Source organism: Parvibaculum sp., from assembly GCF_045863935.1.
Lineage (GTDB): Bacteria > Pseudomonadota > Alphaproteobacteria > Parvibaculales > Parvibaculaceae > Parvibaculum.
Genome location: NZ_BTVP01000015.1, coordinates 16,048 through 38,476, shown reverse-complemented (window position 1 = coordinate 38,476; position 22,429 = coordinate 16,048). Strand labels below are relative to the sequence as shown.

General features: G+C 65.1%; 19 protein-coding genes. 12 read left to right on the top strand and 7 right to left on the bottom strand.

The window, feature by feature from the left end:
• Nucleotides 1–42: 42 nt before the first annotated feature.
• The 3 genes from ACKUUH_RS08190 to ACKUUH_RS08180 are packed head-to-tail and all read right to left on the bottom strand — an operon-like array spanning nt 43 to nt 1,579.
• Complete coding sequence (locus tag ACKUUH_RS08190; RefSeq protein WP_407949405.1) at nt 43–930, bottom strand: uracil-DNA glycosylase family protein; 888 nt, start codon at nt 928–930, stop codon at nt 43–45.
• A complete protein-coding gene (locus ACKUUH_RS08185; protein ID WP_407949404.1) occupies nt 930–1,292 on the bottom strand; it encodes a DUF86 domain-containing protein in 363 nt (120 codons plus the stop codon). The genes ACKUUH_RS08190 and ACKUUH_RS08185 overlap by 1 nt, the downstream gene beginning before the upstream one ends.
• A complete protein-coding gene (locus tag ACKUUH_RS08180) occupies nt 1,289–1,579 on the bottom strand; it encodes a nucleotidyltransferase family protein (protein WP_407949403.1) in 291 nt (96 codons plus the stop codon). Before ACKUUH_RS08180 ends, ACKUUH_RS08185 begins: the two co-directional genes overlap by 4 nt.
• Before the next feature lie 229 nt (nt 1,580–1,808).
• Here ACKUUH_RS08180 and ACKUUH_RS08175 point away from each other — a divergent pair, with 229 nt between their 5' ends.
• The 3 genes from ACKUUH_RS08175 to ACKUUH_RS08165 all read left to right on the top strand — a co-directional run bounded on the left by ACKUUH_RS08175 (nt 1,809) and on the right by ACKUUH_RS08165 (nt 6,267).
• On the top strand, nt 1,809–3,479 hold the full coding sequence (locus tag ACKUUH_RS08175; RefSeq protein WP_407949402.1) for a 4Fe-4S dicluster domain-containing protein: 1,671 nt from the start codon (nt 1,809–1,811) through the stop codon (nt 3,477–3,479).
• A gap of 192 nt (nt 3,480–3,671) precedes the next feature.
• On the top strand, nt 3,672–5,396 hold the full coding sequence (locus ACKUUH_RS08170; protein WP_407949401.1) for a tetratricopeptide repeat protein: 1,725 nt from the start codon (nt 3,672–3,674) through the stop codon (nt 5,394–5,396).
• A 4-nt stretch (nt 5,397–5,400) separates the two neighbouring features.
• On the top strand, nt 5,401–6,267 hold the full coding sequence (locus ACKUUH_RS08165) for a 4-(cytidine 5'-diphospho)-2-C-methyl-D-erythritol kinase (protein ID WP_407949400.1): 867 nt from the start codon (nt 5,401–5,403) through the stop codon (nt 6,265–6,267).
• Between the two features lie 18 nt (nt 6,268–6,285).
• Here the strand turns inward: ACKUUH_RS08165 and ACKUUH_RS08160 are convergent, their stop codons facing one another.
• Nucleotides 6,286–7,305, bottom strand: coding sequence for a polyprenyl synthetase family protein (locus tag ACKUUH_RS08160; protein WP_407949399.1), 1,020 nt, complete (start codon nt 7,303–7,305; stop codon nt 6,286–6,288).
• A 152-nt stretch (nt 7,306–7,457) separates the two neighbouring features.
• Here ACKUUH_RS08160 and ACKUUH_RS08155 point away from each other — a divergent pair, with 152 nt between their 5' ends.
• The 9 genes from ACKUUH_RS08155 to ACKUUH_RS08115 all read left to right on the top strand — a co-directional run bounded on the left by ACKUUH_RS08155 (nt 7,458) and on the right by ACKUUH_RS08115 (nt 19,024).
• Nucleotides 7,458–7,694 (top strand): DUF2007 domain-containing protein, encoded by a 237-nt coding sequence (locus tag ACKUUH_RS08155; RefSeq protein ID WP_407949398.1) that lies wholly within the window; start codon nt 7,458–7,460, stop codon nt 7,692–7,694.
• On the top strand, nt 7,691–8,473 hold the full coding sequence (locus ACKUUH_RS08150) for a tRNA1(Val) (adenine(37)-N6)-methyltransferase (protein ID WP_407949397.1): 783 nt from the start codon (nt 7,691–7,693) through the stop codon (nt 8,471–8,473). The genes ACKUUH_RS08155 and ACKUUH_RS08150 overlap by 4 nt, the downstream gene beginning before the upstream one ends.
• A gap of 121 nt (nt 8,474–8,594) precedes the next feature.
• Nucleotides 8,595–10,457: a dihydroxy-acid dehydratase gene (gene ilvD / locus ACKUUH_RS08145; RefSeq protein WP_407949396.1), complete on the top strand. Its 1,863-nt coding sequence runs from the start codon at nt 8,595–8,597 to the stop codon at nt 10,455–10,457.
• A gap of 78 nt (nt 10,458–10,535) precedes the next feature.
• Complete coding sequence (locus tag ACKUUH_RS08140; RefSeq protein WP_407949395.1) at nt 10,536–11,438, top strand: S49 family peptidase; 903 nt, start codon at nt 10,536–10,538, stop codon at nt 11,436–11,438.
• A 57-nt stretch (nt 11,439–11,495) separates the two neighbouring features.
• Entirely contained in the window at nt 11,496–11,696 is a 201-nt protein-coding gene (locus tag ACKUUH_RS08135) for a hypothetical protein (protein ID WP_322313761.1), read from the top strand.
• Nucleotides 11,697–11,877: 181 nt separating this feature from the next.
• Nucleotides 11,878–12,771, top strand: a complete 894-nt coding sequence (locus ACKUUH_RS08130) for a glycine--tRNA ligase subunit alpha (RefSeq protein WP_407949394.1) — start codon at nt 11,878–11,880, stop codon at nt 12,769–12,771.
• Nucleotides 12,768–14,984, top strand: coding sequence for a glycine--tRNA ligase subunit beta (gene glyS, locus ACKUUH_RS08125; protein ID WP_407949393.1), 2,217 nt, complete (start codon nt 12,768–12,770; stop codon nt 14,982–14,984). The genes ACKUUH_RS08130 and glyS overlap by 4 nt, the downstream gene beginning before the upstream one ends.
• Nucleotides 14,985–15,146: 162 nt before the next feature.
• Complete coding sequence (gene ppdK / locus ACKUUH_RS08120; RefSeq protein ID WP_407949392.1) at nt 15,147–17,834, top strand: pyruvate, phosphate dikinase; 2,688 nt, start codon at nt 15,147–15,149, stop codon at nt 17,832–17,834.
• A gap of 452 nt (nt 17,835–18,286) precedes the next feature.
• Nucleotides 18,287–19,024: a cell wall hydrolase gene (locus ACKUUH_RS08115; RefSeq protein WP_407949391.1), complete on the top strand. Its 738-nt coding sequence runs from the start codon at nt 18,287–18,289 to the stop codon at nt 19,022–19,024.
• Nucleotides 19,025–19,059: 35 nt separating this feature from the next.
• On the opposite strand, the gene ACKUUH_RS08110 is transcribed toward ACKUUH_RS08115, so the two are convergent.
• The 3 genes from ACKUUH_RS08110 to ACKUUH_RS08100 all read right to left on the bottom strand — a co-directional run bounded on the left by ACKUUH_RS08110 (nt 19,060) and on the right by ACKUUH_RS08100 (nt 22,429).
• Nucleotides 19,060–19,884: an SDR family oxidoreductase gene (locus ACKUUH_RS08110; RefSeq protein ID WP_407949390.1), complete on the bottom strand. Its 825-nt coding sequence runs from the start codon at nt 19,882–19,884 to the stop codon at nt 19,060–19,062.
• Nucleotides 19,885–19,955: 71 nt separating this feature from the next.
• Nucleotides 19,956–20,819 carry a carboxylating nicotinate-nucleotide diphosphorylase gene (nadC, locus tag ACKUUH_RS08105; RefSeq protein ID WP_407949389.1) on the bottom strand — a complete coding sequence of 288 codons (864 nt, stop codon included), beginning with the start codon at nt 20,817–20,819 and terminating at the stop codon, nt 19,956–19,958.
• Nucleotides 20,816–22,429, bottom strand: coding sequence for an L-aspartate oxidase (locus tag ACKUUH_RS08100; protein WP_407949388.1), 1,614 nt, complete (start codon nt 22,427–22,429; stop codon nt 20,816–20,818). Before ACKUUH_RS08100 ends, nadC begins: the two co-directional genes overlap by 4 nt.

The window sequence follows — 22,429 nt, the reverse complement described above, 5'->3', positions numbered from 1 at the left end:
TTTGTCCCGGAAATGGACAAAAAGGTTAACGCGGCGGGCGGTCTAGCCTGCCGGGGCCAGCCGGGCCTTGAGCGCCAGAAGATCCCGCCAGGCGAGCCGCTTCTGGGCCGGCTGGCGGAGCAGATAGGCCGGATGAAGCGTCGGCAGGGCGGGAATGTCGCGCTGGCCCACCCGGACCGTCGCCCATTTGCCGCGCAGCCGCATGATGCCGGTGTCGGTGTTGAGCAACTGCTTGGCCGAGACGCCGCCGAGCAGCACCAGCACTTCCGGCGCCACGAGTTCGATATGGCGCTCGACGAAGGGCATGCAGACGGCGTGTTCGGCCGGTGTCGGCGTGCGGTTGCCCGGCGGGCGCCAGGGGAGCGTGTTGACGATGTAGACGGCGGTGCGGTCGAGCCCGATCGAGACGAGCATCTTGTCGAGCAATTGCCCCGCGCGGCCGACAAAGGGCAGGCCCTGCAGGTCCTCGTCGCGGCCCGGCGCTTCGCCCACCATCATCACGCGCGCTTTCGGATTGCCGTCGGCGAAGACGAGATTCTTTGCCGTGTAGCGGAGCGGACAGCCCTCGAAATTCGCGAGCGCCTCCCGCAGCTCCTCGAGCGTTGCGCAGCGTGCGGCAACGATGCGCGCGCTCTCGGCGGCCTGCGCGTCCTCGAGCGGAATGGCCGACGGCGCCGCGGTGCGCGGTGCGTCTTGCGGGGGTGCCACCTCTCCGCGCGGATCCGGGCGGGTGCCGCGCGGCAGATCGCGGGTCAGATCGCGCGTCTGGCGCGCTTGCGCCGCGCGCGCGGGCTCCGGCGCCGCGGAGTCCTGCAACGCATAGCGGTTCACCGGCTCGTCGCCGAAAAATTCCTCGACGCCCGCCTCCACATAAAAGGCGAGAAGGGCGGCGGCTTCCTGCGGCGTCAGGTTTTGTCCGCTGTTTTCCATCACTCTTTCGCCTGCAACCGGAGGGACTTCAGCGCGGCATCCAGTTCAGGAATGTCCTTCTTCAATGTATTCCAGACGAGATCTAGATCCACGCTAAAGTAGCCGTGAGTAACACGGTTGCGCATGCCGTAGATCGCCGCCCAAGGGATGTAGCGATGGCGCTCCACGAAATCGGGAGCATGTTTCTCGATATTGCGGGCAGCCTCTCCGAGTATCTCCAGGTTGCGGATCACCGCGTCCTGCACGAGTTCGTCTCTCAGAAAAGCCTGTCTATCCTTGCCTTCCACATACCGCGTGATTCGGTCCGTCGCCTGCAGCATGTGGTCAATATAGTCCAGAATCCGGGAGATACCGTCGCTCATACGGGTTTGGCCTCGGAGAGTATTTTGTCGCGCAGGCCCGGGGGGAGAGCGCCTGGCGTTTGAACGTCGACCCTCACACCGGTCAACTGTTCGAGCGCAACCTGCAAGGCACCGACATTCAGGAGCGTTGTTTCGTGAGATGGATCGACGAGGATATCGAGATCGCTGTCTTCCCGGTCCGTCCGGTGAAGGACCGAGCCAAAGACGCGCGGATTGGTCAACCGATGGCTCTCCACCATACGCCTTATTTCTTCACGGTGCCGTTCGAGCGCTGCCGAGGGACGCATCGCCGATCCTTTCCTGCCATTTGACGGTCACAAGAGCGAACCTACACTCGTTCTATATCGCGCGGGAACGTGCGTCTTGTTGAGAATGACATGCAACTGGTGCAGGGCGGTTCCACGAGGCCCGACATATTGACCCGCAAGGGCATCCGCACCATAACGGGGCCCTGTTTCCGAGCGGCGGTCCGGCGGCACAATCCCAAGGTTTGTGCCGGATAAGGAGAAAAGAATTATGAGCGACGCGGCAGTCGAACGCGAGTACATGGAATATGACGTCGTCATCGTCGGCGGCGGCCCGGCGGGCCTTTCAGCGGCCATCCGGCTGCGCCAGCTCGCGGCGGAAGAGGATTTCGACATTTCCGTCTGCCTGATCGAAAAAGGCTCGGAAGTCGGCGCGCATATTCTTTCGGGCGCCGTGATCGACCCGATCGGCCTCGATGCGCTGATCCCCGACTGGCGCGAAAAAGGCGCCCCGATCGACACCGAAGTCACCGCCGACCACTTCATCTACCTGGGGCCGTCCGGCGGCATTCGCGTGCCGAACTTCCTGTTCCCGCCGCTGATGAACAATCACGGCAATTACATCGTCAGCCTCGGCAATGTCTGCCGCTGGCTCGCCGAGCAGGCCGAAGCGCTCGGTGTCGAAATCTATCCGGGTTTCGCGGGCGCGGAAGTCCTCTACGGCGAGGACGGCTCGGTGCGCGGCGTCGTCACCGGCGACATGGGCGTCGCCAGGGACGGCAGCCACAAGGACAGCTACACGCCCGGCATGGAACTGCGCGGCAAGTACACGCTCTTCGCCGAAGGCGTGCGCGGTTCGCTGTCGAAGGAACTGATCCGCAAGTTCAAGCTCGACGAGGGCCGCGAGCCGCAGAAGTTCGGCATCGGCCTGAAGGAACTCTGGGAAATCGACCCCGCGAAGCACAAGAAGGGCCTCGTGCAGCACACGATGGGCTGGCCGCTCGACAATTCGACCGGCGGCGGCTCCTTCCTCTATCACTTCGGCGAGAATCTCGTTTCGGTCGGCTTCGTGGTTCACCTGAACTACAAGAACCCCTACCTCTCGCCCTTCGACGAGTTCCAGCGCTTCAAGCACCATCCGTCCGTCGTCGAGACGTTCGAGGGCGGCAAGCGCATCGCCTATGGCGCGCGCGCGATCACCGAGGGTGGCTTCCAGTCCGTGCCGAAGCTCACCTTCCCGGGCGGCGCGCTGATCGGCTGCTCGGCGGGCTTCGTCAACGTGCCGCGTATCAAGGGCAGCCACAACGCCATGCTGACCGGCAAGATGGGCGCGGAAGCGGCCTTCGAGGCGGTGAAGGACGGACGTCAGGGCGACGAACTCGTGGCTTACACGCAAGCCTATGAGAAGAGCCCGGTCTACAAGGACCTGAAGCGCGTGCGCAACGTGAAGCCGCTCTGGTCGAAGCTCGGTACGTTCATGGGCATCGGCCTTGGCGCCGTCGACATGTGGATGAACAATCTCGGGATCGGCCTGCCCTTCACGCTGCGGCACAAGAAGGCAGACTACGAGTCGATCAAGAAGGCGAGCGAGTGCAAGCCGATCGACTACCCGAAGCCCGACGGGAAGATCTCCTTCGACAAGCTGTCCTCCGTCTTCATCTCGGCGACGAACCACGAGGAAGACCAGCCGGTGCACCTCAAGCTCAAGGACCCGGCCATTCCGATCGCCTACAACCTGCCGAACTTCGCGGAGCCCGCGCAGCGCTACTGCCCGGCAGGCGTCTACGAGGTCGTGCGCGACGAGGACGGCTCCAACCCGCGTTTCCAGATCAACGCGCAGAACTGCGTCCACTGCAAGACCTGCGACATCAAGGACCCGGCCCAGAACATCAACTGGACGGTGCCGGAAGGCGGCGGCGGCCCGAATTACCCGAATATGTGACGGGACGCGCGGCATCGCCGGATGGCGGCATGGCGGGGCATGCTGCTTTTATATAGTGTGATGACGGTTCGCCCTTTCGGCGGGCCGGAGACCTGAAGGCACGGAGGCCGGCCCCGGATGGAATGTGTCGATACGGCGTTGGCGCGCGCAACGCCGGTCCTGCGTAAAGGGCGCGCGGCGCGAGCGGCCGTCATGTTCGCCCTCCTTGCCCCGCTGCTCGGTGGCTGCGCCGGGATGAACGGCCTTTCCGGAGGCCTCTTTTCGCGAGGCGATGCGGATACGCCTTACGGCGCTTATCTGGCCGGACGCCATGCCGCTTCCGTGAACGACAATCTCAAGGCGGGCGATTTCTACGACAAGGCGCTGGCGGACCAGCCGAACGATCCGGTGATCCTCGACCGCGCCTTCATGTCGGCGCTGGTCGGCGGCGACATGGACCGCGCCATTCCGCTGGCGCGCAGGCTCGTGGCGCTCAATTCCGGCGAACGCATGCCCCGGCTCACCCTCGCGCTCGCCGAGTTGAAAAGCGGCGATTACAGGCAGGCGCGAGAGCAGATCGCCGCGGCGGCGCCCGGCCCCTTCACGGCGCTTGTCGGCACGCTGACCGCCGCATGGGCGGCCGTCGGCGAGGGCGACAAAGACCTGGCGCTCGAACAGATCGGCACCTTCAGTGGCCGTGCGGCTTTCACCCTTTTCAGCTCCTTCCACGAAGGCCTGATGCTCGAAGTGCTCGGCGACGAGAACGGCGCGGGCGAGGCCTATGCCGAAGCGATGGAAACGAGCGGCGGCGGGTCCATCCGCATTGTGGAAGCCTATGCGAGCTATCTGCAGCGGCAGGGACGCGCCGACGAGGCGCGCGCCGTGCTTGAAGGTTTCCTCGAACTCTCGCCCGACCATCCGCTCGCCAGGGATGCGCTGACGCGGCTCGCGGGCGGCGAGACCTTGCCGCCTCTCGTGAACGACGCGGCGGAGGGAACGGCGGAAGCGCTCTACGGTCTCGGCAGCGCGCTCGCGAGCGACACGTCGAGCAATCTCGCCGAACTCTATTTGCGCCTCGCGCTCTATATGCGGCCCGATTTCGACATCGCGCAGTCGCTTCTCGCGGGCACCTATGAGCAGCAGAAGCGCTGGGCCGATGCGGTCGCGGCCTATGGGAAGGTCGGCACGGACTCGCCCCTCGCCATGAATGCACGCATCCAGACCGCGCTCGCCCTGAATGAGATGGAACGGCAGGCGGAGGCGATCGGCGTCCTCGAAGGCGCGGCGAAGAGAAACCCGCAAGCGGTCGAGCCGGTCGTCGCGATGGGCGATATCTATCGCGCCGCGGAGAACTATGCTGCTGCGGCGGCGCAATACGATCGCGCGATTGCGCTTTCCGGCGAACCCGATTCCTCGGACTGGACGCTCTACTATGCGCGCGGCATCTGCTTCGAGCGCCTGGGGGAATGGGACAAGGCGGAGGCCGACCTCCTGCTCGCCCTCTCCATGTCGGACGAGCACCCGCTTGTTCTGAACTATCTCGGTTATTCCTGGGTCGAACAGCATCGCAATCTCGACGAGGCACTCGCCATGATCGAGAAGGCGGTGGAGCGCCGCCCGAATGACGGCTTCATCGTGGACAGCCTCGGCTGGGCGCGCTACCGGCTCGGCGAATACGACCTCGCCGTCAAATATCTCGAACGCGCGGCGGAGTTGCAGCCCGGCGATCCGACAATCAACGAGCATCTCGGCGACGCGTTCTGGAAGGTCGGACGCAAGATCGAGGCGCGCTTCCAGTGGAGCCACGCGCTTTCCATGAAGCCGGAGGCGAAGCGCGAAAGCATCCTCCGCACAAAGCTCGATCTCGGCCTTGAGGCGGGCGAGCGCGCCGAAAACGACCTCAAGGGCAGCATGCCCGCGGGCGCGGCGGGATCGTGAACCCATGCCGGGGCCGGTGACGGAAGATGCCTTTGCCAAGATCAACCTGACGCTTCGCATCCTGGGACGCAGGGAGGACGGCTATCACGAGCTGCGCAGCCTCGTCGCCTTCGCACGCATCGGCGACCGCGTGACGGCGGATCATGCCGAGGGGATGTCTCTCGATGTGACGGGGCCCTTCGCGCCCGCGCTCGACGCCGAAGCCGACAACCTCGTGCTGCGCGCAGGCCGCGCGCTTCGCGAACTTGGCAGCGTGGCGGCGGGCGCGCATCTCGCGCTTGAGAAGAACCTGCCGGTTGCCTCCGGTATCGGCGGCGGCTCGGCGGATGCGGCTGCGGCGCTGAGAGCGCTGATGCGACTCTGGAAGATCGAGCCGGACAAGACTTCGCTCGTGACGCTCGCCGCATCGCTCGGCGCCGATGTGCCGGTATGCCTTGCCTCGTCCTCCGCCTTGATGTGGGGCGTCGGGGAAAAGATCGCCCGCCTGCCGTTGCCCGCCTTCTGGATGGTGCTCGCCAATCCCGGCATCGCGCTTTCGACGCCCGCCGTCTTCAGGGAATTGGCGGCGCCGCCGCTCGACGCGCTGCCGTCCGATCCGGCACTGCCGGCCTTCGCGACGCTCGACCTTCTCGTGCGCTGGGCGGCGGAAGAGGGAAACGACCTCGAAGCGCCCGCCATCGCGCTCGCCCCGGCCGTGGGCGAGGTGCGGGATGCCATCGCCGCGACGGCCGATTGCCTGCTCGCGCGCATGTCGGGCTCGGGCGCGACATGTTTCGGCCTCTATCCCTCGCAGGCCGCGGCCGGCGAAGCGGCACGCGCGCTCGCCACCGCGCATCCCGGCTGGTGGATCGCAGCGGGCGAGGCCGTCTGAAACCGGATCAGTGCCAGATCAATGATTGCGGTTGATGCAGAACTCGACGAGCAGCGTCAGCGCATCCCGGTACTCGCTCTCGGGGAAGATCGCCAGCGCATCGATGGCGATGGCGCCGTAATGCCGCGCGCGAGAGGTGGTGTCCTCGAGCGCCGAATGACGCTGCATGAACTCGACCGCCTTTTCGAGGTCGCCCTCCTGCCGGTCGCCGTCCTGCAGCGTCCGCTGCCAGAAGGCGCGTTCCTCCGCCGTGCCGCGCCGGAAGGCGAGAACGACGGGCAGCGTGATCTTGCCCTCGCGGAAATCGTCGCCGACATTCTTGCCGAGCGAGGCCGCGCGGCCACCATAGTCGAGCGCGTCGTCGACAAGCTGGAAGGCGATGCCGAGATTGCGGCCATAGGATTCCAGCGCCGCTGCCTCGCTGCCGTTGCGCCCGGAGATGACGGCTCCGATTTCGGTCGCCGCGGCGAAAAGGGCAGCGGTCTTCGCCGAGATGACGCGCAGATAGGCGTCTTCCGTCGTGCCGGTGTCCTTGGCGGCGGCAAGCTGCATCACCTCGCCTTCGGCGATGATGGAGGCGGCGTCCGCGATGATTTCGAGCGCGCGCAGCGACTTCGTTTCGACCATGAGCTTGAAGGCGCGACCCAGCAGGAAATCGCCGACGAGAACGCTCGCCTGGTTGCCCCAGATCGTGCGCGCGGTCCGCTTGCCGCGCCGCAGGTCGCTCTCATCCACCACATCGTCGTGGAGGAGCGTCGCCGTGTGCAGGAATTCGACAGTGGCCGCGAGCTTGATGTGGTCCTTGCCCGTGTAACCGCACATCTGCGAAGAGGCGATGGTGAGCATGGGCCTGAGCCGCTTGCCGCCAGAATTAATGAGGTGGCTCGCGAGGTCCGGGATCATCGGCACGTCGGACGCCATCCGCTCCCGGATGAACTCGTTGACGGCTTCCATTTCGCTCGCCACCAGCGCCTGAAGCTGCGCTACGGCGTTCTGGCCGCGACCGCGATCTTCCTCCAGGGGAACAACAACACCCACTCGCCACTCCTGAATTGAAGCCGGTTTTCCGGCTGGAGACCCGATTTTCCATCCACGGCCTGTGTTATCCTGCCGTCACAAGGGAGCATAGGTTGGGGCTCCGGGGGCGGCAAGGCCCGCAGGCTATATGCCGCAACCCGTCCGGCGGGGCAATGTCTGGAGGCATGCAGCGCGTGAAAGAGCTGATTCGCACCAACGACACGGTTTTCATCTCCTTCCTCACACACAGGCTGAGGGAGGAGGGCATAGAACCTTTCGAGATGGACAGCCATATGAGCCTTGTCGAGGGCTCGCTCGGCATCCTGCCGAAGCGTATCATGGTGACGGACGACGATTATGAGAGCGCACGGAAGATTCTCGACGAGGCCAGAGGGAGCGAGATCCGATGAGCGGTACGGCGGCCAGTGAAGAGACCACCGATGACGGCTTTCTGGATGGAAGGCTGAACATCCTCCAGCCCGCCAAGGGCTATCGCGCGGGACTGGACGCTGTGCTGCTCGCCGCCGCCGTGCCCGCGCGGGCGGGCGAGCGGGTGCTCGAAGCCGGTGCGGGCGTCGGCGTCGCGAGCCTCTGCCTCGCCTCGCGTGTGAACGGGCTTGAGGTGGCGGGAATCGAGTTGCAGCCCGGTCTTGCGCGGCTGGCGGGCGAAAACATCACCCGCAACGCGCTGGGCGACCGGGTTTCGATCGTCGAGGGCGATATTGGCCAGCCGGTGCGCGATCTCGTGGCGATGGGCTTCGAGCCCAATGCCTGGCACCATGTTTTCGCCAATCCGCCCTTCCACGATCCGGCCTCGAACCCGGCCTCGCCCAATGAGAGCAAGGCGCAGGCGCATCTGACGCTCGGCTCCGACCTCGACGACTGGGTGCGCTTTGCCTGCGTGATGGCGCGCCCGAAAGGCACGGTCACCTTCATTCACCGCGCGGATGCGCTGGCCGGCTTGCTCGGCGCGATGACGGGGCATCTCGGCGGCATCGAGGTCTTTCCGCTCTGGCCCGCCACGGGCAAGCCCGCCTCGCGCGTCATCCTGCGCGGGCAGCGCGACTCGAAGGCACCGCTCGTGCTGCGTCCCGGCCTCGTGCTGCATGGCCGCGACGGGCGTTTCACCGAGCGGGCGGAGGCACTGCTCCGCCGGGGCGAGGCGCTGCTGCTCGACCAGCCGGGCTGACCATAATCAGATGAGGGTTTTTGCGGGTTTGTCTGTTCGCCTCCGCGCGGATAGAAATACCCGCGCCGCTCTCCATATGTGGAGCGGCGAGCCGTTGCTTCCCCGTTGAAAGGAAATTCCCGTGCCTCCTTATCGTTCCCGCACCACGACCCATGGCCGCAATATGGCGGGTGCCCGCGGTCTCTGGCGCGCTACAGGCATGAAAGACGACGATTTCGGCAAGCCGATCATCGCCATTGCCAATTCCTTCACCCAGTTCGTGCCGGGCCATGTGCACCTGAAGGATATGGGGCAGCTTGTCGCCCGCGAGATCGAAAAGGCGGGCGGGGTCGCCAAGGAGTTCAACACCATTGCGGTCGACGACGGCATCGCCATGGGCCATGACGGCATGCTCTACAGCCTGCCCTCGCGCGACCTCATCGCGGACAGCGTCGAATATATGGTCAACGCGCATTGCGCCGACGCACTGGTCTGCATTTCCAATTGCGACAAGATCACGCCCGGCATGCTGATGGCTGCCATGCGCCTCAATATTCCGGTGGTCTTCGTCTCGGGCGGACCGATGGAAGCGGGCAAGGTGAAATGGGACGACGAGGACCGCGCTGTCGACCTCATCGATGCCATGATCGCCGCCGCCGACGACACGGTTTCCGACAACCAGGTTGCCGTTATCGAGCGTTCGGCCTGTCCGACCTGCGGGTCGTGCTCGGGCATGTTCACCGCCAATTCGATGAACTGCCTGACGGAAGCGCTCGGCCTGTCCCTGCCGGGCAACGGCTCGACGCTGGCCACGCATTCGGACCGCAAGGAACTGTTTCTCGAGGCCGGCCGGCTGATCGTCGAAATCACCCGCCGCTATTACGAGACGGACGATGCCGGCGTCCTGCCGCGCAGCATCGCCACGTTTGAGGCCTTTGAAAACGCCATGTCGCTCGACATTGCCATGGGCGGTTCGACGAATACGGTCCTGCATCTTCTGGCCGCCGCCTTCGAGGGCGAAGTGCCGTTCACGATGAAGGATATCGACCGCCTGTCGCGTCATGTGCCGAACCTCTCGAAGGTCGCGCCGGCGCGCAACGACGTCCACATGGAAGACGTGCACCGCGCAGGCGGCATCTTCGCCATTCTCGGTGAACTCGATCGCGGCGGGCTCATTCACCGCGATGTCCCGACCGTTCACAGCCCGTCGCTCGGCGAGGCGATCGATCATTGGGACATTCGCAAGTCGAAGAGCAATCACGCGCATGAATTCTTCCGCGCCGCGCCGGGCGGCGTGCGCACCACCGAAGCCTTCTCGCAGTCGCGCCGCTACCCCGATCTCGATCTCGACCGCGCGAACGGCGTCATCCGCGACATCGAACATGCCTATTCGAAGGATGGCGGCCTGGCCGTGCTGTACGGCAATCTGGCGGAGGATGGCTGCATCGTGAAGACGGCCGGCGTCGATCCGTCGAACCTCGTTTTCTCGGGGCCTGCGCGCGTCTACGAAAGTCAGGACACGGCCGTCCTCGGCATTCTGAACAACGAGGTCAAGGCCGGTGAAGTCGTTCTCATCCGCTACGAAGGTCCGCGCGGCGGGCCCGGCATGCAGGAAATGCTCTACCCGACGAGCTACATCAAGTCGAAGGGTCTGGGGAAACTTTGCGCGCTGGTGACGGATGGCCGCTTCTCCGGCGGCACGTCGGGCCTGTCCATCGGCCATGTCTCGCCGGAAGCGGCGGAGGGCGGCGCCATCGGTCTCGTCGAGACGGGCGATCTCATCGAGATCGACATTCCGGCCCGCAAGATCCACCTCGCCGTTGCGGAGGATGTTCTGGCCGGACGGCGCGAAAAGGCCGAGCAGGATGGCTGGATGCCGAAGGAGGTGCGCAAGCGCCGCGTCTCTCCGGCGCTTCAGGCTTATGCCGCCATGTCCACCAGCGCGGCACGTGGCGCCGTCCGCGACGTGTCGCAATTGAGCGGGCTGCGCAAGCGCGGGAAGTAGGACAAGCGGAAGCGGCGCGGAGGCAGTGGGATCCGATCCCGCTTGCCGCAACCGCGCCGCATCCCTATTTGTGATGGTATGAAAAACCGCATCGCGCCTTTCCTCCCCCCGATCGTCCGCAACCGCATTCTCCCTGGCTGGGAGCCGAAGCCCGTCGTCGCCGTGGTGCGGCTCGCGGGCGTCATCGGCCCGTCGCAGCCCTTGCGCGGCGGGCTCAATCTCGCCGCCGTCGCGGGCCCGCTCGAAGCGGCTTTCTCGCTCAGGGGCGTGAAGGCTGTGGCGCTCATCGTCAATTCGCCGGGCGGCTCGCCGGTGCAGTCCTCGCTCATCTACAAGCGCATTCGTTCGCTGGCGGAGGAAAAGGAACTGCCGGTCTATGCCTTCGCCGAAGACGTGGCGGCGTCCGGCGGCTACATGATCGCCTGCGCGGCGGACGAGATCTACGCGGACGAAAGTTCCGTGATCGGCTCCATCGGCGTCGTCTCGGCGGGCTTCGGCTTTACCGGCCTGATCGAGAAGCTCGGCGTCGAGCGCCGCGTCCATACGGCGGGCGAAAGCAAGGCCATGCTCGATCCCTTCCAGCCCGAGAAGGAAGAGGATGTGAAGCGCCTCGAGACGCTGCAAAGGGACGTCCATGAGAACTTCAAGAAGCTCGTGCGGGATGCGCGCGGCGACCGCCTGAAGGCGGACGACCCGGCGATCTTCTCCGGCGAGTTCTGGGCGGGCGAGGGCGCCTTGGCGCGCGGCCTCATCGACGGCATTGCCGATATCCGGGGCAAGATGCGCGATCTCTTCGGCAAGGAAGTGAAACTGAAGCTCGTGACCCAGCGCACGCCCTGGTGGCGGCCGGGCGGCGGCGTCGGGTTTGCCCGGTTCCCGGGCGGATTCGAGCGGCTCGGGGCCGGATTTGCGGGCGAAATCGGGGATGGACTCATCGCCGCGGCGGAGAGGCGTTCCCTTTGGAGCCGTTTTGGCCTTTAATAGGGGCTTCGGGCCGGTGCGCATGGTCCTGGTCCGGCAGTTCGAGAGGGCGATGACATGACGAAGATCGTCTTTGCAGCCGTTTTCATCGCGGTCTGCTATGCGGCGTACAACGCGATCCAGCGCCAGGCGGCGCGCCAGCGCGAGGCCTTTGCCCGCGCGCATAACCGCAGCCGCGTGGAACCGCGCGACCTCGGCACGCTGCGCGATGACGGCGACGGCATCTACGTGCCCGAGCACAGCCGCCGCGACATCTGAACGGCGCCGGACGAACTGCAAATATTCCCGTGTTTCCGGCCGCTTGACCGGGTGTCAAACGGCTGTGCGCTTGCTTGACCCTTGGGGGTCCGGCGGCTACCTTGCGCGCGCCTTCAAGCGGCGTTCCGGCCGCCCGGCCTGAGCGCGGGCCTTCGAGAGGCGCGACACGCGACAGGCCAACATGACGGCGAAGCCCGACAATTCGTTCCAGTCCCTGATCCTGAAATTACAGGCTTATTGGGCGCGGCAGGGCTGCGTCATCCTGCAGCCCTATGACATGGCGATGGGGGCGGGCACGTTCCATCCGGCGACGACACTGCGCGCGCTGGGGCCGAAGCCCTGGAAGGCGGCCTATGTGCAGCCGTCCCGCCGTCCGACCGACGGGCGCTATGGCGAGAACCCGAACCGCTTCCAGCACTATTACCAGTTTCAGGTGATCCTGAAGCCGAACCCGGACAATCTTCAGGAGCTTTATCTCGAAAGCCTGAAGGAACTCGGCATCGACGCCGCGAACCACGACATCCGCTTCGTCGAGGACGACTGGGAGAGCCCGACGCTGGGCGCCTGGGGCCTTGGCTGGGAAGTCTGGTGCGACGGCATGGAAGTCTCGCAGTTCACCTACTTCCAGCAGGTCGGCGGTTTCGACTGCTCGCCCGTCTCCGGCGAACTCACCTACGGGCTTGAGCGCCTGGCCATGTATATCCAGGGCGTCGACAACGGTTACGAACTCGACTTCAACGGGGCCGAGGGCGCCGACCGCGTGACCTATGGCGACGTCTTCCATCAGGCGGAAGTCGAATATTCCGCGCACAACTTCGAGGCGGCGAACACGGAAATGCTGTTCCGCCATTTCGAGGACGCGGAGAAGGAATGCGCCGCGCTGCTCGACCGCGACAAGCCGCTGCCGCTGCCGGCCTACGACCAGGTCATCAAGGCGAGCCACAATTTCAACCTGCTCGATGCGCGCGGCGTGATTTCCGTGACCGAGCGGCAGGCCTATATCGGCCGCGTGCGCACGCTGGCGAAACGCTGCGCCGAGGAATGGCTGAAGACGCCGGCGGGGGGCGCGGCATGAGCGAACTCCTTCTCGAACTCTTCTCGGAAGAAATTCCGGCGCGGATGCAGAAGCGTGGCGGTGAAGACCTCGTGCGTCTCGTCACCGATGCGCTGAAAGCGGCGGGCGTCGAGGGAAAGAATGCGCGCGCCTATACGACGCCGCGCCGCCTGACGCTGGTCATCGACGGGTTGCCGGACAAGACGCCGGATGTGAAGGAAGAGCGCAAGGGCCCGAAAGTGGGCGCGCCGCAACAGGCGGTCGACGGCTTTCTCCGCGCGGCGGGGCTTGCGAGCATCGACGAAGCGACAGTGCAGGAAGACAAGAAGGGCGCCTTCTACGTCGCGGTGACGGAGAAGAAGGGCCGCGCGACGGCGGATGCCGTTGCCGACATCGTGCCCGCCGTGATCCGCGCCTTCCCCTGGCCGAAATCGATGCGCTGGGGCAGGGGAAGCTTGCGCTGGGTGCGCCCGCTGCATTCGATCCTCTGCCTTCTTGGCGGCAAGGTGGTGCCCTTCGAGGTGGACGGCATAAAGTCTGGCGACACGACGCGCGGCCACCGCTTCATGAGCGGCGGCGCCTTCGCGGTGAAGGATTTCACCGACTACGACATGAAACTCTTTGAGGCCAGGGTCGTTCTCGATCCGGCGAAGCGCGCGAACTTCATCCATGAAGGCGCGAAGGCGCTGGCATCGGCGGAAGGCTTGACGCTCGTGGAAGACGAAGCGCTGCTGCACGAAGTGGCGGGGCTTGTCGAATGGCCGGTGCCGCTCATCGGCCGCATCGACGATGAATTCATGTCCGTGCCGCAGGAAGTGCTGACCTCGACCATGCGCGCGAACCAGAAATATTTCGCCTGTGTCGACGCGCGCGGCAAGCTCGCGCCGCGCTTCATCGTGGTGGCGAACCTCAAGGCGGAAGATGGCGGCAAGGCCATCGTCAACGGCAACGAGCGCGTGCTCCGCGCCCGCTTCGCCGATGCGCGCTTCCTCTGGGATCAGGACCGCAAGCACACGCTGACAAGCCGCTTGCCGAAACTGCAAGAGGTCGTCTTCCACGCGAAGCTCGGCACGGTGCACGACAAGGCGATCCGGATCGGGAAGCTCGCGCGGGAGTTGGCTCCCTACATTCATGCTTCCACCCAAAATGTCATTGCCGGGCTTGACCCGGCAATCCAGGGCGGCAAGGCAGGGAGTGCGCGGCCCCTGGATGCCCGGGTCAAGCCCGGGCATGACGAGTTGGGAGATGTGGAGAGTTTCGCCGGGAAGGCCCGGATTGCCGGTGAACTTTGCAAGGCCGATCTCACGAGCCAGATGGTCTACGAGTTCCCGGAACTTCAGGGCCTGATGGGCGCTTACTATGCGCGGAACGATGACCTCGGCGACGACATCGCGGATGCGATTGCCGAACATTACTCGCCGCTTGGCCCGACTGACGACGTGCCCTCGACGCCGCTCGGCAAGGTGGTCGCGCTTGCCGACAAGATCGACACGCTGGCGGGTTTTTGGTCCATCGACGAGAAGCCCACGGGCTCGAAGGATCCTTATGCGTTGCGCAGAGCTGCGCTCGGCATCATCCGTATCGTGCTGGAAGGCAATCTCCGAATTGATTTGACCAAGGTTCTCATCGAGCATGGAGATTTGTTCAAACAAAGAGATTGGGCAATAACTGCGTTTGATCTGCTCGATTTTTTTGGCGATCGTTTGAAAGTTCGCCTTCGTGACATGGGTAATAGATTCGACCTTGTGGATGCCGTTTTCCTGATGGGATCAACGGCGGATACGCAAATTCCCGGTATGCGGAACAGCCGGGACCTACAGCAGATCGTGAAGCGCGTCGAGGCGCTCTCCGACTTCCTGTCGACGGAAGACGGTGCGAACCTGCTGGCCGGCTACAAGCGCGCGACGAATATTCTGCGCATCGAAGAGAAGAAGGATGGCGAGGGTGCGTTCAATGAAGCGCCGGACGCTTCACTCTTCACGCAGGACGAAGAGAAGGCGCTCGCCGCCGCCATCGCCACGGCGTCGAAGGCCGCGAAAGCCGCCGTCGCAAAGGAAGACTTCGCCGCCGCCATGTCGGCGCTCGCTTCGCTCCGCGCGCCTGTCGATGCCTTTTTCGACAAGGTGACGGTGAATGCCGACGACGCGAAGGTTCGCGCGAACCGCCTGAAGCTGCTCGCGCAGATCCGCGCGGCCTTGCACGAGGTCGCCGATTTTTCGAAGGTCGAGGGGTAGGGGCGGCGCACCTGCTTTCCTACCTTCAACAATATTGTCATGCCCGGGCTTGACCCGGGCATCCAGGACGGCAAATGCGGTGCCAAAAACACTGGATTGCCGGGTCAAGCCCGGCAATGACACAGTTGGAAAGTGTTCCTGCCCAAACCAAAGGCAAGTGCGATGGCTGAAAAGAAGTGGGTCTATTCTTTCGGTGACGGCAAGGCGGAGGGCGCGGCATCGTTGCGCGATCTGCTGGGCGGCAAGGGCGCGAACCTCGCCGAGATGTCGAATATCGGACTGCCTGTACCTCCCGGCTTCACGGTGACCACCGAAGTCTGCACCGCCTTCTACGCGAACGACCGGCAATATCCCGAAGGCCTGAAGGAACAGGTGGAAGAAGCGCTCGCCCGCATCGGCAAGGCCGTGGGCATGGCGTTCGGCGACGCGCAGAACCCGCTTCTCGTTTCCGTGCGCTCGGGCGCGCGCGCCTCCATGCCCGGCATGATGGACACGGTGCTGAACCTCGGGCTGAACGACGAGACGGCGGCGGGGCTCGCGGCCCGCGCGGGCGACGAACGCTTCGCCTATGACAGCTATCGCCGCTTCATCCAGATGTATTCCGACGTGGTGCTCGGCGTCGACCATCACAATTTCGAGGAGATCCTCGAATATTTCAAGGAAGAGCAGGAATATAGTCTCGACACGGAGCTTTCAGCCGATGACTGGAAGCTGGTCATTGCGCGCTACAAGGAGCGCGTCGAGGAAGAGCTCGGGCGTCCCTTTCCGCAGGATGTGAACGAACAGATATGGGGCGCGATGGGCGCCGTCTTCGGCTCCTGGGGGAACCGCCGCGCGGAGACCTATCGCCGTCTGCACAACATCCCCGAAAGCTGGGGCACGGCCGTCAACGTGCAGGCCATGGTCTTCGGCAATATGGGCGAGACGTCGGCGACGGGCGTCGCCTTCACGCGCAATCCCTCGACCGGCGAGAAGGCCTATTACGGCGAGTTCCTGGTGAACGCGCAGGGCGAGGACGTGGTGGCCGGCATCCGCACCCCGCAAAGCCTGACGAAGAAGGCGCGCATCGAAGGCAACGACAAGAAGCCTTCGATGGAAGAGGTGATGCCGGCGGCCTTTGCCGAACTCGCCGCCGTCTTCGAGCGGCTGGAGCAACACTACACCGACATGCAGGATGTCGAATTCACCGTGCAGGACGGCAAGCTCTGGATGCTCCAGACGCGCGCCGGCAAGCGCACGGCGAAGGCGGCCTTGAAGATTGCGGTGGAGATGGTGGCCGAAGGCCTCATCTCCGAAGAGACGGCGATCTCCCGCGTCGATCCGGCATCGCTCGACCAGTTGCTGCACCCGACGCTCGACCCGGAGGCGCCGCGCGAGGTGATCGCGACGGGCCTTCCCGCATCGCCGGGCGCGGCATCGGGCGAGATCGTCTTCAGTTCCGACGAGGCCGCCGCCATGCGCCAGGCGGGCAAGGACGTCGTGCTCGTGCGCGTCGAGACGAGCCCCGAAGACATCAACGGCATGCATTCCGCCGTCGCCATTCTCACGACGCGCGGCGGCATGACGAGCCATGCGGCCGTGGTCGCGCGCGGCATGGGCCGGCCTTGTGTGTCCGGCGCGGGCTCGATCCGCATCGACTACAAAGCGGAAACCATGACGGTGGCGGGCGTCTCCCTGAAGAAGGGCGACATCATCACGGTGGACGGTTCGACCGGCCAGGTCATCAAGGGCCGCATACCGACGCTGCAGCCGGAACTCTCCGGCGATTTCGCAACGCTGATGGTGTGGGCGGACAAGCATCGCCGCATGGAAGTGCGCACCAATGCGGAGACGCCGCACGATGCCGAGACCGCGCGCAAGTTCGGCGCGGAAGGCATCGGCCTTTGCCGCACGGAGCACATGTTCTTCGAGGAAGACCGCATCGTTGCCGTGCGCCAGATGATCCTCGCTGGTGACGAGAAGGGCCGCCGCGCCGCGCTCGACAAGATTTTGCCGATGCAGCGCGACGATTTCCGCCAGCTCTTCGAGATCATGCACGGGCTTCCCGTCACGATCCGCCTGCTCGATCCGCCGCTGCATGAATTCCTGCCGAAGGGCGAAACGGAGATCGCCGAGTTCGCTGCCGATGCAAGCATGGACGCGGACATGCTCCGCCGCCGCCTTGCGGAACTGGAAGAGACGAACCCGATGCTCGGCCATCGCGGCTGCCGCCTCGGCATTTCATATCCCGAAATCTACGAGATGCAGGCGCGCGCGATCTTCGAAGGCGCACTGCTCGCCGCGAAGGAGACGGGCGCCGCCGTCATTCCGGAAATCATGATCCCGCTTGTCGGCATGAAGAACGAGCTCGACTTCCTGAAAGCGCGCATTGTCGCCGTGGCGGCGGAGATCGAGAAGGAGAAGGGCACGAAGCTCGAATACAGCATCGGCACCATGATCGAGCTTCCGCGTGCGGCGCTTCTTGCCCGCGAAATTGCCGAGAGCGCCGAGTTCTTTTCCTTCGGCACCAACGATCTCACCCAGACGACCTATGGCATCAGCCGCGACGACGCCGCCCATTTCATGAACGACTACATGGGCAAGAAGATCCTGACGCAGGACCCGTTCGTTTCGCTCGACACCGAAGGCGTGGGCGAGCTCGTGCGCATCGGTGCGGAGCGGGGAAGAGAGACGCGTCCCGATATCAAGCTCGGCATCTGCGGCGAACATGGTGGCGACCCGGCCTCCATCGCCTTCTGCGAGGAAGTGGGCCTCACCTATGTCTCCTGCTCGCCTTATCGCGTGCCGATCGCCCGCCTCGCAGCCGCACAATCCACCCTCGCAGGTGCGAAAGGCTCTGGAACGGCTTGATCGTTCCGCATGATCATCCGTGGACAGATTGTTCCATTTCGGGATTGATGTGTGTACGGAAGGTTAACGATTGAGGCAAAATTGAGTCTTTCGCATTAACGTCTTGAGTCGATGCGGAATGACGCAAGTGTTGCATTTCAACACGCTCACACAGTGTTAATTTGTGCTGCGGTGCGATTTGTCGCACCCGAATAACTGTTGTTTTTCAAACAGATAACGTCATCGGTAAACAATACGACAATTATGACGTTGTTGCCCCGGGGACCCGATGTTATCTCCGATCAACTGATTAACGAGTAGAGATTGCCCGGGTGTCGATGCGGCATCGGGCTCTGGCACGTGCGGTGCTGTACGACAGTTCACGAAAGGGCCTCAAAAGGGCCGGACAAAAACCTTCGACAGAAGGGAATGTCCCGGGAACTGCACAACAAAGCAGACGGGTTTAGAGAACGATGCGTAGATTGTTTCAATGGCTCGACCTAGGCCATCTTGTCGCCGGTGCTGCGCAAACCACAGCAGCTCTCCTGTGCCTGGGCGTTGTCTCCGGCACCGTGATCGACGCCATGGTGACGCCCGCGCCGGCAGCAGTCGCCGTCCGCCCCTATGTTCCCATGACAGCCTATGCGCCCGCCCATGGCCGCGATCTCGCCGGCGCCTTTGCCGATGGCGGCTCCGCCATCGAGGCGGCGGTTCAGAACGCCAGCATTCTTCTCCCCGCGCCGGGTGTGCCGATGGATGTCGACACGCCGCTCGTGCGCGTGAAGGCCAGCGTGATGGAGCAGGAACGCCGCTGCCTTGCCGCCGGCATCTATTTCGAGGCGCGCGGCGAGGCCACCGAAGGCCAGCTCGCGGTCGCTCGCGTCATTCTCAATCGCGTGAGTTCGAAGCACTATCCCGACAGCATCTGCGGCGTCGTCTATCAGGGCGCGAGCCGCAAATCCGGCTGCCAGTTCTCCTTCACCTGCGACAATCGGCTGAGCAAGAAGCCGAGCGAACGCCGCGCCTGGGCAAAGGCGCTGCGCACGGCGGAATATGTGACCATGGGCCGTCTCGACGACACGACGGTCGCCCCGGCCATGTTCTACCACGCCGACTATGTGCAGCCTTACTGGGCGTCGAGCATGGTGGAAGTGGCGAAGATCGGTCGCCACATCTTCTACAAGCCGGCGCGCAGCGAGGGCCGCTCGTAAGCAGCCTTCGCTCCGGCACCGGCCTGTGAAGCGCCTCAGGCCTTCTTCGCCTGTTCTTCCATCATCTTGAGCATGGGCGCGATGGGGCCCGTGGCCGCGATCTGGTCGCGCACCATTTCCGGTGCATTGCCCGCGGCCTTGTCGAGCTCCACGAGCTCCGGCGGCACATACCAGTGCAGCTTGTCTGAGCCATAAGCCTCCCACACAACCTTCGCGACCTCGACCGGCGGAATGGCGCGGAACATGCCTTCTTTCGGTGCGTTCGCGGCCGCGCCTTCCGGCAGGATGGGCGTGTCGATGAGGCCGGGCAGCACGTCGGCCGCGCGCACGCCGATGAGGCGGAACTCGATGGAGAGCGCTTCGGTGAGCCCCTTCACCGCATGCTTCGTTGCCGAATAGACGGCGATACCCGGCATGCCATAGGTGGCCGACGAGGACGACGTGGTGAAGCAGAGCGAATTCTCCGTCGCCTTCAGCAGCGGCAATGCGGCGTAAATGCCGTTCAGCACGCCGATGAAATTCACATTCACGACGGCCATGATGTCTTCGAACGGCATCTGCTCGAATAGGCCGCCCCGGCCGATGCCGGCATTGTTGTAGAGGATGTCGAGCTTGCCGCCCGTCGCCTCGCCGAAGCGCGTGACCGCCGCGTCATAGGCGTCCTTGTCGGTGACGTCGAGCTTCGCGACGATGCAGTTCTCGCCGCCGAGTTCCTTCTCGAGCGCGGCAAGCCCGGCGCCGTTGACGTCGTAGCCGCCGACGAACCAGCCCTTGGAATGGAAAAGCCGCGCCGTCTCGAGCCCCATGCCCGAGGCCGCGCCTGTGATGAAGATGGATTTCCGCCCGTTCGCCTGTCCCATGGCCGCCTCCCTGTGGCTTTGATTTTCTGGACCGTAGTCCAGTTCTTGGGAGCGGGGAAGCAGGAAGGCGTTCAGGACGCCGTCAGGCTATCGAAATCGAGGCCGATATCGAGGCAGGGCGCTGAATGTGTGATCCAGCCGCAGGAGATGAGGTCGACGCCGCTGGCCGCGATGGCGGGCGCCGTTTCGGCGGTGATGCGGCCTGACGCTTCGGCGATGGCGCGCCCGCCGATCCGGCGCACGGCCTCGGCGAGCATCTCCGGCGTCATGTTGTCGAGCAGCACGGCGTCGACACCGGCCTTCAGCGCCTCGTCGAGCTGATCGAGCGTGTCGACCTCCACCTCGATCTTCACCATATGGCCGCTCGCGGCTTTGGCGCGCGAAATCGCCGCCGCGATGCCGCCGGAGACGGCGATGTGGTTGTCCTTGATGAGCACGGCATCGTCGAGCCCGAAGCGGTGGTTCATGCCGCCGCCCGCGCGCACCGCATATTTCTCGAAAATGCGAAGCCCCGGCGTCGTCTTGCGCGTGCAGCAGACATGCGCCTTGGTGCCTTCGATCGCCCGCGCGATTTCGCGCGTCGCCGTCGCGATGCCGGACATATGCCCGAGAAAGTTGAGCGCCACGCGCTCGCCGGTCAGGATGCCTCGTGCGGGCCCCTCGATGGCGGCGATGGTGTCGCCGGGTTCCACGTCCGAACCGTCGCCTTTCACCACCGCCACTTTCAGCGACGGATCGACGAGCCGGAAGGCCATGCGCGCGCAATCGAGGCCCGCGACGCGGCCGGACTGGCGCGCATTGAGAAGCACACGCGCCTTCGCCTCGGCAGGCACCGTCGCTTGCGTGGTGATGTCGCCCGCGCGGCCGAGATCTTCGGCGAGCGCGGCGCGCACCGCAGGCTCGATCATCAGCGAGGGAAGGGGCGTCAGCGTCATGCGCTTACCTGTGCGTCGGCCGCTTGCGAAGCGGGGAGAGTTTCGATGGCCGCATCGGCGATGCGCGTCGCTTCCTTCAGCGTGATGAAGCTGCGGTGCCGCCAGGGCGCACGCGGCTCGGCGAAGTCGCTGCGGTAGTGACCGCCGCGGCTTTCCTCGCGCGCATAGGCGCATGCGGCAATGAGCTTTGCCGTCGTCGCGATATTGCCGAAAAGGCTCGCCGGGCCCGCCGCGCGTTCGAGCCGCGCGATTTCCGTCAGCGCGAAGGCGAGCCCCGCGCCGTCGCGCTCGACACCGGCATGGGCCGTCATGATCTGCCGGAGCTGGCTCGCAAAAGGCGTGTCGGGCGCCGATGCCGAGCCAATCACCGGCGGTGCGATGTCGCGTCCGGCGCGCGCGCCCGGCACGGAACCGTCGATATCGGCGGCGATGCGCGCGCCATAGACGATGGCTTCGAGGAGCGAGTTGCTGGCGAGCCTGTTCGCGCCATGCATGCCGGTGGAGGCGACCTCGCCGCAGGCCCACAGCCCCTCGACGGTGCTGCGGCCCCGGGCGTCCACAAGGATGCCGCCCATGTGGTAATGCGCGGCCGGTGCAACGGGGATCGGTTCTCGCGCCGGGTCGATGCCGAGCGAACGGCAATTCTCGTAGACGGTGGGGAAGGCGCTGGCGAAACGCTCGCCCAGCGCCGCGCGCGCATCGAGGAAGGCGCCGCGCCCCGCCGCGATCTCGCGGAAGATGGCGCGCGCCACGATATCGCGCGGCCCAAGTTCGGCATCCTCATGGATCGCGCACATGAAGCGCTGTCCCGCCTTGTTGACGAGGATCGCGCCTTCGCCGCGCAGCGCTTCGGTGACGAGCGGCGCGGGATCGCGCATCGAGGCAATCGCCGTCGGATGGAACTGCACGAATTCCGGATCGGCGATGATGGCGCCCGCGCGCGCCGCCATGGCAACGCCTTCGCCGCGCGCCTGCAGGGGGTTGGTGGTGACGGCAAAAAGCTGGCCGACGCCGCCCGACGCGAGCACGACGGCACGCGCCTTGATGAGCAGCGGCTGCGGCGCCGTCGCCGCATGGGCGGGCCGCGCGAAGACGCCCGCCGCGCGCCCGTTCTCAATGGCGAGTTCATAGGCCGACAAGCCCTCCATCACGCGGATGGAGGGGCAGGCGCGCACCGCGGCGACGAGCGCCTGCATGATCGCCTTGCCCGCCTGGTCGCCTTTCACATGAACGATGCGCCGGCGGCTGTGCGCGGCCTCGCGGCCGACGGCGAGCTTGCCCTCGATGTCGCGGTCGAAGGGCACGCCGAGCCGGAGAAGGTCCTCGATGCGAACGGCCGCTTCCTGGGCGATGGAAAGCGCGGCTTCCTCGTCGACTGTGCCCGCACCCGCCGCGATCGTATCGGCGGCGTGGGATTGGGGCGTGTCGCCGGGCTCGATGGCTGCCGCGATGCCGCCCTGCGCCCAGGCGCTCGACGCACCGTCTCCGATGGGCGCGCCTGCCAGCACGGTGACGGGACGGGGCGCGAGCTTCAGCGCGGTGAAGAGACCCGCAAGACCCGCACCGACGATCAGAACGTCGCCGGCATCGACGATGTTGCCCTGTGCCAT

Excerpts from the sequence above, each read along its gene's own strand:
- ACKUUH_RS08190 (WP_407949405.1), bottom strand. The coding sequence starts at position 930 with ATGGAAAACAGCGGACAAAACCTGACGCCGCAGGAAGCCGCCGCCCTT.
- ACKUUH_RS08185 (WP_407949404.1), bottom strand. The coding sequence starts at position 1,292 with ATGAGCGACGGTATCTCCCGGATTCTGGACTATATTGACCACATGCTG.
- ACKUUH_RS08180 (WP_407949403.1), bottom strand. The coding sequence starts at position 1,579 with ATGCGTCCCTCGGCAGCGCTCGAACGGCACCGTGAAGAAATAAGGCGT.
- ACKUUH_RS08175 (WP_407949402.1), top strand. The coding sequence starts at position 1,809 with ATGAGCGACGCGGCAGTCGAACGCGAGTACATGGAATATGACGTCGTC.
- ACKUUH_RS08170 (WP_407949401.1), top strand. The coding sequence starts at position 3,672 with ATGTTCGCCCTCCTTGCCCCGCTGCTCGGTGGCTGCGCCGGGATGAAC.
- ACKUUH_RS08165 (WP_407949400.1), top strand. The coding sequence starts at position 5,401 with ATGCCGGGGCCGGTGACGGAAGATGCCTTTGCCAAGATCAACCTGACG.
- ACKUUH_RS08155 (WP_407949398.1), top strand. The coding sequence starts at position 7,458 with ATGTCTGGAGGCATGCAGCGCGTGAAAGAGCTGATTCGCACCAACGAC.
- ACKUUH_RS08150 (WP_407949397.1), top strand. The coding sequence starts at position 7,691 with ATGAGCGGTACGGCGGCCAGTGAAGAGACCACCGATGACGGCTTTCTG.
- ACKUUH_RS08140 (WP_407949395.1), top strand. The coding sequence starts at position 10,536 with ATGAAAAACCGCATCGCGCCTTTCCTCCCCCCGATCGTCCGCAACCGC.
- ACKUUH_RS08135 (WP_322313761.1), top strand. The coding sequence starts at position 11,496 with ATGACGAAGATCGTCTTTGCAGCCGTTTTCATCGCGGTCTGCTATGCG.
- ACKUUH_RS08130 (WP_407949394.1), top strand. The coding sequence starts at position 11,878 with ATGACGGCGAAGCCCGACAATTCGTTCCAGTCCCTGATCCTGAAATTA.
- glyS (WP_407949393.1), top strand. The coding sequence starts at position 12,768 with ATGAGCGAACTCCTTCTCGAACTCTTCTCGGAAGAAATTCCGGCGCGG.
- ppdK (WP_407949392.1), top strand. The coding sequence starts at position 15,147 with ATGGCTGAAAAGAAGTGGGTCTATTCTTTCGGTGACGGCAAGGCGGAG.
- ACKUUH_RS08115 (WP_407949391.1), top strand. The coding sequence starts at position 18,287 with ATGCGTAGATTGTTTCAATGGCTCGACCTAGGCCATCTTGTCGCCGGT.
- ACKUUH_RS08110 (WP_407949390.1), bottom strand. The coding sequence starts at position 19,884 with ATGGGACAGGCGAACGGGCGGAAATCCATCTTCATCACAGGCGCGGCC.
- nadC (WP_407949389.1), bottom strand. The coding sequence starts at position 20,819 with ATGACGCTGACGCCCCTTCCCTCGCTGATGATCGAGCCTGCGGTGCGC.
- ACKUUH_RS08100 (WP_407949388.1), bottom strand. The coding sequence starts at position 22,429 with ATGGCACAGGGCAACATCGTCGATGCCGGCGACGTTCTGATCGTCGGT.